General features: G+C 70.2%; 12 protein-coding genes. 7 read left to right on the forward strand and 5 right to left on the reverse strand.

Features of this window, described 5'->3' with window-relative positions; translation table 11 throughout:
- Nucleotides 1-1,170: 1,170 nt before the first annotated feature.
- From ACFQ4O_RS03840 to ACFQ4O_RS03850, 3 genes are all read left to right on the forward strand, one after another.
- The gene (locus ACFQ4O_RS03840) at nucleotides 1,171-2,274 is read left to right on the forward strand and encodes an RNA ligase RtcB family protein (protein WP_378774322.1); all 1,104 of its coding nucleotides are present in this window, start codon (nucleotides 1,171-1,173) and stop codon (nucleotides 2,272-2,274) included.
- Nucleotides 2,274-2,882 carry a peptide chain release factor H gene (prfH, locus tag ACFQ4O_RS03845; protein ID WP_378774323.1) on the forward strand — a complete coding sequence of 203 codons (609 nt, stop codon included), beginning with the start codon at nucleotides 2,274-2,276 and terminating at the stop codon, nucleotides 2,880-2,882. Before ACFQ4O_RS03840 ends, prfH begins: the two co-directional genes overlap by 1 nt.
- Nucleotides 2,883-3,145: 263 nt before the next feature.
- Nucleotides 3,146-3,469, forward strand: coding sequence for a hypothetical protein (locus tag ACFQ4O_RS03850; protein ID WP_378774324.1), 324 nt, complete (start codon nucleotides 3,146-3,148; stop codon nucleotides 3,467-3,469).
- A 234-nt stretch (nucleotides 3,470-3,703) separates the two neighbouring features.
- Here the strand turns inward: ACFQ4O_RS03850 and ACFQ4O_RS03855 are convergent, their stop codons facing one another.
- The 3 genes from ACFQ4O_RS03855 to ACFQ4O_RS03865 all read right to left on the reverse strand — a co-directional run bounded on the left by ACFQ4O_RS03855 (nucleotide 3,704) and on the right by ACFQ4O_RS03865 (nucleotide 5,257).
- On the reverse strand, nucleotides 3,704-4,153 hold the full coding sequence (locus ACFQ4O_RS03855) for a phage holin family protein (RefSeq protein ID WP_378774325.1): 450 nt from the start codon (nucleotides 4,151-4,153) through the stop codon (nucleotides 3,704-3,706).
- A complete protein-coding gene (locus ACFQ4O_RS03860; protein WP_378774326.1) occupies nucleotides 4,153-4,428 on the reverse strand; it encodes a hypothetical protein in 276 nt (91 codons plus the stop codon). The genes ACFQ4O_RS03855 and ACFQ4O_RS03860 overlap by 1 nt, the downstream gene beginning before the upstream one ends.
- Nucleotides 4,429-4,543: 115 nt before the next feature.
- Nucleotides 4,544-5,257 carry a glutathione S-transferase N-terminal domain-containing protein gene (locus tag ACFQ4O_RS03865; RefSeq protein WP_378774327.1) on the reverse strand — a complete coding sequence of 238 codons (714 nt, stop codon included), beginning with the start codon at nucleotides 5,255-5,257 and terminating at the stop codon, nucleotides 4,544-4,546.
- A 429-nt stretch (nucleotides 5,258-5,686) separates the two neighbouring features.
- Here ACFQ4O_RS03865 and ACFQ4O_RS03870 point away from each other — a divergent pair, with 429 nt between their 5' ends.
- A complete protein-coding gene (locus ACFQ4O_RS03870) occupies nucleotides 5,687-5,884 on the forward strand; it encodes a hypothetical protein (protein ID WP_378774328.1) in 198 nt (65 codons plus the stop codon).
- Between the two features lie 248 nt (nucleotides 5,885-6,132).
- Nucleotides 6,133-6,279 (forward strand): hypothetical protein, encoded by a 147-nt coding sequence (locus ACFQ4O_RS03875; protein WP_378774329.1) that lies wholly within the window; start codon nucleotides 6,133-6,135, stop codon nucleotides 6,277-6,279.
- A gap of 76 nt (nucleotides 6,280-6,355) precedes the next feature.
- Here ACFQ4O_RS03875 and ACFQ4O_RS03880 read toward each other — a convergent pair whose 3' ends face one another.
- Nucleotides 6,356-6,664: an EthD family reductase gene (locus ACFQ4O_RS03880; protein ID WP_378774330.1), complete on the reverse strand. Its 309-nt coding sequence runs from the start codon at nucleotides 6,662-6,664 to the stop codon at nucleotides 6,356-6,358.
- Nucleotides 6,665-6,815: 151 nt separating this feature from the next.
- Between ACFQ4O_RS03880 and prfB the strand changes: the two genes are divergently transcribed.
- Nucleotides 6,816-7,947 (forward strand): peptide chain release factor 2 gene (gene prfB / locus ACFQ4O_RS03885; protein ID WP_378774331.1). Its coding sequence is split into 2 segments (ribosomal slippage): nucleotides 6,816-6,884 and nucleotides 6,886-7,947, totalling 1,131 coding nucleotides; the frame shifts between segments, so codons are not numbered across the junction.
- A 56-nt stretch (nucleotides 7,948-8,003) separates the two neighbouring features.
- Here the strand turns inward: prfB and ACFQ4O_RS03890 are convergent.
- Nucleotides 8,004-9,215: a peptidoglycan DD-metalloendopeptidase family protein gene (locus tag ACFQ4O_RS03890; protein ID WP_378774332.1), complete on the reverse strand. Its 1,212-nt coding sequence runs from the start codon at nucleotides 9,213-9,215 to the stop codon at nucleotides 8,004-8,006.
- Between the two features lie 421 nt (nucleotides 9,216-9,636).
- Here ACFQ4O_RS03890 and ACFQ4O_RS03895 point away from each other — a divergent pair.
- Nucleotides 9,637-10,026, forward strand: a 390-nt coding sequence (locus tag ACFQ4O_RS03895; RefSeq protein WP_378774333.1) for an IS110 family transposase, incomplete at its 3' end; no start/stop codon positions are given.

The raw sequence follows: 10,026 nt of genomic DNA on the forward strand, positions 1-10,026 counted from the left end.
GCGGCGGCGCGTCGGGCGTGGCGAGAAGCGGTCAGCGGGGTCGTGGCGGCGCCATCGAGGGGCGCCTGAAGGGCCTCGACAACGGGACCGGACGGCGACAAAGGCTTCACCGTGGTCGCTTCGCCCGCACGTTGGTCGGCCACCGGAAGCGGGGCTTGCGAGGCGGCCCCGAGGCGTGGGGCGTTCCGACCTTGCGCGCCTTCTTTCCCTTCTGGTCGGCACGAAACGCCTCGCAGTGGGTCGCCGCCGGAGAGCGGAGCGGGTCGGACATCTTCATGGCGTCGCTTTTGAAGTGCGGCGCGTAGTTAATGCCGGCGATACAGGGGAGAGGCTTCAGGCTGCTCAAGGTGCGCGTGCTTCATCATGTAGCTCGCCCAGCCCACGCTGTAGGCGGGCTTGAGCATAAGCTGACGGCCGCGGCCGAAGGCGACACGCTGGTCGTCTGGCGTCTTGACCACTCGCGCAGAATTCGGCCGCGATCTGCCGGATTGTTGCTCGGCTATTCGTTCGGGGTGTGTAGGCTAAGATATCGGCGCCGGCGGCGTGCTCGCGCTTCGCCTCGCTGAGGATCGCTTTGAACTCCGCGCCGTCCGTACAGTGCTCGCCTGTGTCCGTCTAACGATCTGGACCAAGTGCGTGTGTCAGCTCGTTCTTCTCGACGAGCAGGCGCAGCGCCGGCGGAACGACGATCTGCGTCCACCAGCTATCGCCTCGCCGGATGAGGCAGGATGTCTCTGCAGTAGGAAGCGCCACGAACCCCATTCGTTTATGTCGACGGTTTGTAGCGGGTGCTTGTGACGATAATCCTGAATCGTCAAAACATCTATGGGATCTTGGGGGGACTGTGAGCGTGGATTGGTTCTCCCGCCGTCCGCACCAGCCGCCCTGTCCGCGATCCGCCCCTGTCGCCGTCTGTGGCCGCGCGGCGACAGGCGGCGTGGTTTCGGCGCTCTGTCACGATCCGCGCTTGATTGTCCCGGCCTGTCGGAGCATGACGCGCATTCGCTCTCGATGTCCGGGAGCCTCGAAGGCTGAGGAGACGGTCATGTCCGCTCGCTTCGCCCGCATGGGCCAGAGCTTCTAAAAGCCCGCCGACCTCATCGAGGGGCGGCGACCTTGCGACGCGCGTCGCGCTCGGATCGAGCCGCGCGCCTTCGAGACTGCATTCTCATGACCAATTCCTATCCGGCGGACGCGCGGTTGCGCGTGTTCGCCTCCGCGTCCTCGTGGATCGAGGGCGCCGCCGTGCGCCAGCTCGAACAGACGCTTCAGCGGCGCGGCGTGCTGGCGGTCGCCGCCATGCCCGATCTTCATCCCGGCCATAAGGGGCCGGTCGGCTGCGCGGTGCTCACCGACGGCGTCGTCCATCCGGACATTGTCGGAACCGACATCGGCTGCGGCATGACGCTGTGGCGGCTCGGCGGCCTGCTGCGCCGCCTGAAGGTGGACAAGGCCGTCCGAGCGCTGGAGCGCCTTGGAGACCGCGGCGGGCTCGACCCTGCCGAGGCGGTCGCGGCGGGCGTGGCGGCGGATGTCGCCGCGCGCCACGCGGCGGCGCTCGGGACGGTGGGCGGCGGCAACCACTTCGTCGAGCTTCAGGCGGTGGACCGGATCATCGACGCGGCCGCCTGCGCGGACGCCGGGGTGGAGCCCGGCGCCCTGCTGCTGCTCGTGCATTCCGGTTCGCGGGCGCTCGGCCCTGAGGTGCTGGCGCGGCACCCCCATGTCCATGGCGAGGGCCTGCCGCTTGAGGAGGGCGGGGCGGCCTATCTCGCCGACCATGACGCGGCCGTGCGCTTCGCCCGGCTGAACCGCGCCGTTCTGGCGGAGCGGGCGGCGGAGCTGCTCGGCCTCGACGGCGCGCCGTGGCTCGACGTGCCGCACAACCACGTCACGGTGGAGGACGGCCGCGCGCTCCACCGCAAGGGCGCGGCGCAGGCCGATCTCGGCCTCGTGCCCGTGCCCGGCTCGCGCGGGGCGCTGACCTATCTGGTCCGGCCCGATCCGGACGCGCCCGGCGCCCTGCGATCGATCGCCCATGGCGCCGGACGCAAGCGCGACCGGGCCTCCCTGCACGGCAAGCGCGACGGAGGCGAGCGGCCGAACCCTGTCGGCAACCGGGTCATCTGCGCGGACGCGCGGCTCGCGCGCGAGGAGGCGCCCGAGGCCTACAAGGACATCGGGCAGGTGATCGCCGACCTCGACGCCCACGGGCTGGCGCGCCCGGTCGCGGCGCTTCGGCCGCTCGTCACCTTCAAGACGGGGAGGGCGTGATGGTGGAGAGCGACGTCACCCTGGTGGTGACCTCGGGCCGCGGCCCGAGGGAGTGCCGCATCGTCGCGGCGCGGGTGGCGCGGCGGCTTGCGCAGGAGGCGGAGGCCGCGGGCCTCAGCGTGGCCCACGATCTGCCGGACGGCGTCGCCGCCGCGACGTCGGCGCTGGTCTCGCTTGGAGGCGACGGCGCGGAGGCCTTCGCGGACGGGTGGATCGGGACGATCCAGTGCGTCGACGGGTCCTTCCGCGGCGGGCGCGCCCGGCGCAACTGGTTCGTGGCGGTGCATCGCTTCACCGAGCCGGTGGGCGCCGTGGCGCTGCGCGACGAGGACGTGCGGTTCGAGGCCATGCGCGCCGGCGGTCCCGGCGGGCAGCACCAGAACGTCACCGAAAGCGCCGTCCGGGTGACGCATCTGCCGACCGGCCTGTCGGCGATCGCCCGCGACGGGCGCTCCCAGCACCAGAACCGCAAGCGCGCGCTGGCGCGTCTTGGCGCGCTGCTCGCGGGCGCGGCGGCGAAGGAGGCTCTGTCGGCGCAGCGGGCAGGATGGCTCGACCGCATCACCGTCGAGCGGGGCAATCCCAGGCGGACGTTCCGCGATCTGTGACGGATGGCGTCGGGGTGGCGGCCGGGCGTTCAGGGCTCGGCCGCCATCCGCCGATTTCGCGGAGGCGACATGCAGTGCAGCCGCGATGTGATGTGCGCATTCAGACGAACTGCAAAAGGTTCCGCGCTCTGGCGCAAATATCATTGCGAAATGAACTGATCCAAATCGCGTCGTCTGTCGTTCAAAGACCATAACAGGACGCCTTCAGGTCGTTCCGGCGGCGCAAGAACCGGAACCTGAGGGGCCATTTCAGGGAGATGACGATGTTCAATCACACGATGCGGGCGCCGCTGCTCGCCGCCGCTCTGGCGCTCGGCGCGTCCGCGCTCGTCGCGGGCCCCGTCGCGGCGCAGACCGCCGACAAGGCCACCTCCACCGGCGACCGGGAGCACGGCAAGGACCGCGACCAGATGGACATGACCCGGAAGGACGCACCGGCGCCGACCGGCTCCATGGGCGGCGAGCCGGCGGATTCGTCCGGCGCGCAGTCGCGCAACGGCGACGCGGCGACCGACAGCGGGCCGAAGAAGGACGGCGCGCCGATGACGCCGACGCCCAAGACGCCGGCGCCGACCCAGAACCAGTGATCGCAGGGATCGTTTAGAGCCCGGTTGAGACGCCACAAAAGCCGTCATGCCCGAGCTTGGTCATCGGGCGTGACGGCTTGAACGTTGAAGCGTCTGTCCCGCAGAAGTCACGGATACCCGCGCTTTGCGCGGGCATGACGGGAGTTCAAGCGGGCATGACGGAAGTTCAGCGGGCTTCAAGAAAAAGCCCCGCCGGGCGATCCGGCGGGGCTTTTGTGCGTGAACGGCGGGGCGTCAGAGACGCCGGCCGAGAATGACGCCGGCGAGCGCCGCCAGCAGCACCACGTTCAGGCTGCGGGACCGCGACGGCGCACCCGCCGGCAGGCCGCGCGACGGCGCCGCCGAGGACAGCGTGTCTGAGACCGTGTCGCGCGCGGCGCGCAGGCCGGAGCTCACCTGCGCGATCACGGGCGGAGGCGCCGCGCGCCGGGGCTTGGAGCCCGCGACCAGAGCGAACACGCCCGCAAGGACGAGAAGCGCTCCGCCGATCGCGCCGGCCGCGCCCGCCGCGCCGAGATGCGGCGCCAGCACGAAGCCGAGCGCCACAAGCAGCGCCGCGACCGCGAAGAAGGCCAGAACGCCCGCGACCGCGTAGAAGGCGATCGACCGCTTAAGCCGCTGGATCCGCAGCCCGACGTCGAGCGTCGCGAAGCCGACGCCGGCTTTGACCAGCGTGCGCCACATCAGCGGCGTCCGAGCGTGCCCACCACATACCCGACGCCGAGCGCGATCAGGACGGCGGTGAAGGGGTTCTGCTCGATCGAGGCGCTGATATCGTCGGCGGCGTCCACCGCCTTCTCGCGGGCGGCGTTGGCGGCGGTCTCCGCGGCGCTGCGGGCGGTGGCGGCGCCGTCGGCGACGAGGTTCGACAGCGTGTCGGTCAGGCGCGCCACGTCCTCGCGCAGCGCCGCGATGTCGGTTTCGAGCTGGGCGGCGTTGGAGCCGGTGGTCTCGGCCATGGTCAGTCTCCTGATGCGTTACGGCGTGATCCGCGCCGTAGGAACGGCGCTCCGGATGGAGAGATGGGGCGCGCCGCCTGTTCGTCGAGCGGTGGCGCGCTGTCGCGGACGACTGTCAGGACGCGCGGGCGCGCTGGCCGAACAGCACCTTCTGGGCCTCCCGGTCGGACGAGAGGTCGAGCGGCTTTTCGCCGTCCACCTTCGCGTCGAGCCCGCGGCGCACGGCGGGGCGGGCGAGCAGCGTGTCCAGCCAGCGCTTCACGTGCGGGAACTCCGCGATGTCCTGGCCCTGTCGCTCCCACAGCGTGGCCCAGCCGACCACGGCGATGTCGGCTATGGAGTAGTCGCCGGCGAGGAACTCCCGGTCCTTCAGCCTGGCGTTCAGCACGCCGTAGAGCCGGTGGGTCTCGTTGGTGTAGCGGTCGATGGCGTAGGGCACCTTTTCGGGGGCGTATTGCCGGAAATGGTGGGTCTGGCCGAGCATGGGGCCGAAGCCGCCCATCTGCCAGAACAGCCACTCGTCCACCGCAACCCGGCCGCGCTCGTCGGCGGGGTAAAGCCGGCCGGTCTTGCGGCCGAGATACTGAAGGATCGCGCCGGATTCGAACACCGAGATCGGCGCGCCGCCGGGGCCGTCGGGATCGACGATGGCGGGCATCTTGTTGTTCGGCGAGATGGCGAGGAAGTCCGGCTTGAACTGGTCGCCCCGGCCGATGTTCACGGCGCGCAGAACGTAAGGCAGGTCGAGCTCTTCCAGCGCGATGGTGATCTTCCACCCGTTCGGCGTCGGCCAGTAGAACAGTTCGATCGGGGCTGCGGCGTCGGTCATCTCGACCTCCTCGGCGGTAATGAGCGTCCCGCGCCCCAAGCTATGCGCGGGCGGCCGGCGCGCAAGGGAACGCCGCCTCATCCGCATAAAAATACAAAAAATATGGATTGAGTAGATTTATGTTGACGGGCGCCCCGATGCGGCGCCAGATAAGCCCATGCCGGGTTCGTCGTGAAACCGGCCGCGGCTTTTGACGGAGCAGCTTGCGCCGCGTCACCAAAGGCTAAAGCGCCACGACGCGTGTCGAACGCTCGTGGTCTCCACGAGGTTCGTCATGTCCGTCATCTCGACTCCCCTGTCCCGACTTCACGCCCGGTCACGGTCCGCGGCGGTCCGATGTTGTCGCCGCGCCTGAGCGGTGTTCGGTCCGCCGCCGGCCTTGGCCGGGCGGTTTTTCCAAGATGTCGATGATTGGGTGGAGGCAGGCTCATGAGCTCTGCGTTCGTGATTGAAGTGCGCGGCCTGCAGGCCGGCGTCGTGGTCCGTGAGGACCGAGGTGGTTTCCGTTTCTTCGCGGCGATCCGCGAAGCTTCCCCGCTGGAAGGGCAGTCCTTCGCCAGCGCGGCTCAGGCGAACCGGGCGGTGCGAGACCGTCTGAGGCGTTCGGGCCGTCGCGATCTAGTCTGAGGAGTGGTTTGGACGATCTCTCGCTTTCTCTCTCTTGTGGCGCTTTCAAACTCAGGCCGTCCTTCGGGACGGCCTTTTTTACGTCCGCGCCACTCAGGAAAGCTGAAGACCTCGTTCAGCCGGCCATGCGCTTCTGCAGAGGCGTCATGCGACTTAAGACGTAGTTCTCTGGTGTGTGGCATGCCAGATTTCGGTTCATGAACAGCGCGCCCGATGGAGAGCGCGCCCGGAACCGAAGGATCGCCGTCATGACCGCTCTCGCGCATACCGTCTCCGCCGTCGCCGGCGCCCCCGCCGCCCTGCTCGCGCGCGTCTGGGTCGAGATCCAGGCCTTCTTCGAGGAGGCTCACGCCGCCAACGTCCGCACCGGCCGCGAGGAGCCGTTCGGCCTCTGACGCCCCGCGGTTCTGCTGAATTGAGAACGGCCCGCGCTTCGGGATGAGGCGCGGGCCGTTTTCGTTCGGAGGCGGATCAGCCCTCGGTCGAATCGAGGTGCAGGATCGTTGCGTCGCCGCCGGTGTTGTAGTTCGGGATGTCGGCCACCGCGGCCTGTCCCTCGGGCGAGCCCAGCGCGGCGTTGATGGCGTCGAGGTTGTCGAACGTGCCGACGAACACCCAGAAGAACGCGGCGGCCGAGCCGTCGAGGCCGCTCGCCGGACCGAAGCTGTAGCCGCGCAGGCCGGGCATCTTCTCGACCAGCGGCATGTGCACCTCGCGGAAATGCCGGTCGAAATGGGCCGGATCGGCGGGCGTCTTGTACATGACGATGAGCTTGCTCACGGGCTTTCCTCTCGATTCGTGGCCGCAGGCGCGGCGGGAGAGACATAGCGCCTGCGCGCGTCGCGACCACGACGCCGCCCCCGCGCCGGTTTACAGGGCCGCCGCGCGCCGCTAACAGTCGCGGCCCAATCCACCGGGAGCACGAACGGCCATGCGCGCCGAGATCGAGACCCTCGTTCAGGACATCGAGCAGTCAGTCGGGCTGCTGAGGAGGCATCTTTGACTGGGATGCTTCGCGGGCCAAACTGGACGAGCTGAACCACATTGTCGAAGACCCGACCCTCTGGGACGACCCGGAACGGGCGCAGAAGGTCATGCGCGAGCGCACGTCGCTCGAGGACGCCATGTCCGGCGTCCAGCGCATCGAGGCCGACCTCAAGGACAATCTGGAGCTGATCGAGCTCGGCGAGATGGAGGACGACCAGAGCGTCGTCGCCGACGCCGAGGCGGCGCTCCGCGCGCTCAAGGACGAGGCCGCGCGCCGCCAGCTGGAATCGCTGATCTCGGGCGAGGCCGACGGATTCGACACCTTCCTGGAGGTGCATCCCGGCGCCGGCGGCACCGAGAGCCAGGACTGGGCCGAGATGCTGCTGCGCATGTACACCCGCTGGGCGGAGCGGCGCGGCTTCAAGATCGACGTGATCGACCACCAGAACGGCGAGCAGGCGGGCATCAAGTCCGCAACGCTGCAGATCAAGGGCCACAACGCCTATGGCTGGCTGAAGACGGAAGCGGGCGTGCACCGGCTGGTGCGCATCTCGCCGTTCGATTCGAACGCCCGGCGCCAGACCAGCTTCGCCTCGATCGACGTCTACCCGGTCATCGACGACTCGATCAAAATCGAGATCAACGAGGCGGACGTGCGCACGGACACCATGCGTTCGGGCGGCGCGGGCGGCCAGCACGTCAACAAGACGGAGTCGGCGGTGCGCCTCGTGCACAATCCGACCGGCATCATGGTGGTGAGCCAGGGCGACCGCTCCCAGCACAAGAACCGCGCCACGGCGTGGGACATGCTGCGGGCCAAGCTCTACGAGGCCGAGCTGAAGCGCCGCGAGGCGGAAGCGGCGGCGGACCAGGCGGCCAAGACCGACATCGGCTGGGGCCACCAGATCCGCTCTTACGTGCTGCAGCCCTATCAGCTGGTGAAGGACCTGCGCACCGGCCACACTTCCACCTCGCCCCAGGACGTGTTGGACGGCGATCTGGACGGCTTCATGGAGGCGACGCTGGCCCAGCGCGCCTATGGCGGCGCCCCCGAGGGCGTCGAGGACGTGGACTGATCCGGCGCGCGCCGGGCCTTGCGCGCGTCGCGAGGCCCGGCGGGTTCGCCCGGCGATCAGTCGATCGTGGCCAGCGTCCGGCCGGCTTTCAGGAAGCGCAGCGGGTTTACGGCGTCGCCGTTGATCCGCGTCTCGTAATGCAGGTGCGGTCCGGTCGAGCGACCGGTGGAGCCCACCCGGCCGAGAATCGCGCCGGGGCGCACCATCTGGCCCTCGCGAACCGCGATCGACGACATGTGGCCGAAGCGGGTCGAGAGTCCGCCGCCATGGTCGATCTCCACCATCAGGCCGTAGCCGCCGCTGTAGGTCGCGGCCGTCACCCGGCCGGCCGCGGTGGCGCGGATCGGCAGGCCGACGTCGGCCTCGAAATCGATCCCGGCGTGAAAGGCCGGCTGGCCGAGAAACGGGTCCACCCGCGCGCCGAAGGAACTCGACACCGACGCGCCGGCGGGCGCGGGCGAGCGCACCGGCACCGCGTCGAGGCCCCGGCGGGCGGCGTTCAGGCCGTCGATCTCCAGAGCCACCGCGCGGGCGCGGGCCTCGAAGCCGCGGGCGTCCGGCAGCGGCACGTAAGGCCCGCCGCGTCCGCCGATGGCCTCCAGCTTCGGTCCCGGCACGCCCGCCTCGGCGTAGACGTTCAGGATGCGGCGCCGGCGTTCGGCGGTCTTGGCGGCGGCGATCTCCAGCGCGACGGCCTGCGTCTGCTCCATGCGGTCGAGGGCGCGGGAAAGCGTCTCGGCCCGGGTCGCGGCCTCGGAGCGGCGCGCGTGCGCGTCCAACCGCTCGAACGGGCCGCCGCGTCCGCCGAGCGGCGTCGGCTTCGCGGTGTAGGGCAGGGCGGGCGCGCCGTTGTCGCCCGGAAGCGCGCCGGTGATCGCGGCGGGGTCGAGGATGTCCGACAGGGTGGCCTGCCGCTTCTCCAGCGTCTCCTGCCGCCGGGCGAGCTCCTGCAGGCGCTGCTCCGCGCCGGTCTGCTCCACCAGACGGCGGGTTCGCACCCGCTCCAGCTCGTTCTTCAGATCCGCGATCTGCGCCTCATAGCCGGTGGCCGACGCGCGCGCGCCCTGGCGCAGCTCCGTCACCACGGTGTCGTGGAACAGGATGTAGGCGCCGGCCGCCATGGACCACAGGAAGGCGAGGGCGGCGAGGCCCCCCAGCGCCGCCACCCCGTGCCGCGGCAGCCGCACCGCCGTGGCCTTGCCGCCGCGCTCGAACACGATCAGGTCCCCGACGGCGTTCACGCGGCGGACGGGACGTTCGATCGTCATGGTGGACAGGCTCCGAAGGCGAGACCCGCCCAACCTGAACAAACAGGGTTAACCACACGCTAACGCGGGTGTTTTGGGAACCGGGTTCGGAGCGTTCGGCCGGCTCGCGGGACGCCTCGCCGGGAGAGCGCGACGGCGGGGGGCGCGCACTTCTTGTCCCGGCCTTGAGCCGGGACCCAGAAACGCTGGCGTTTCAGAACAAGCCGCGGCGGGCGGGGAGCTTTATCCTCAAGAGGCGGCGGCTCTGGGTCCCTGTGTGTCTCGGGTGGGTCATAGTGTTGGCGGGCGAGAGACCGCTGGGTCCCTGATCCCGCGAGGAGATCGCGTTCGCCGGCCCGGTCCTCGCCCGCCTTTGGACCCCACACCTGAACAGTTGATCGAGGCCGCTCACAACGGACCTCGCAGCACAGGGATAGGCGCGATGAGCATAGACCCTGGCTTCGTCGGATGCGACGTCTCAAAGGCGCATCTCGACCTCTTTGACGGCGCGCTCGGGCGCGCCGAACGCATCGCCAACGACGCGCCCGCGATCGCAGGCTTCATCGAACGGCTGCGGGGCCGCGCGGTCTTCGTCGCCTTCGAGGCGACCGGGCGCTACGACGGCGCTCTCGCGCGCGCCCTCGACGCGGCGGGCCTGCCTTACGCCCGCGTCAACCCGGCCAAGGCTCGCGCCTTCGCCCGCGCCACCGGACGGCTCGCCAAGACCGACGCCATCGACGCCCGGATGCTGGCGGCCATGGCGCAGGCGCTCAGGCCCGCGCCCGCCCCGCCGAAGAGCGACGCCCGCGCGCGGCTGGCGGCGCTCGTGCTG

The organism is Methylopila musalis (assembly GCF_042679725.1).
Classification (GTDB): Bacteria; Pseudomonadota; Alphaproteobacteria; order Rhizobiales; family Methylopilaceae; genus Methylopila; species Methylopila musalis.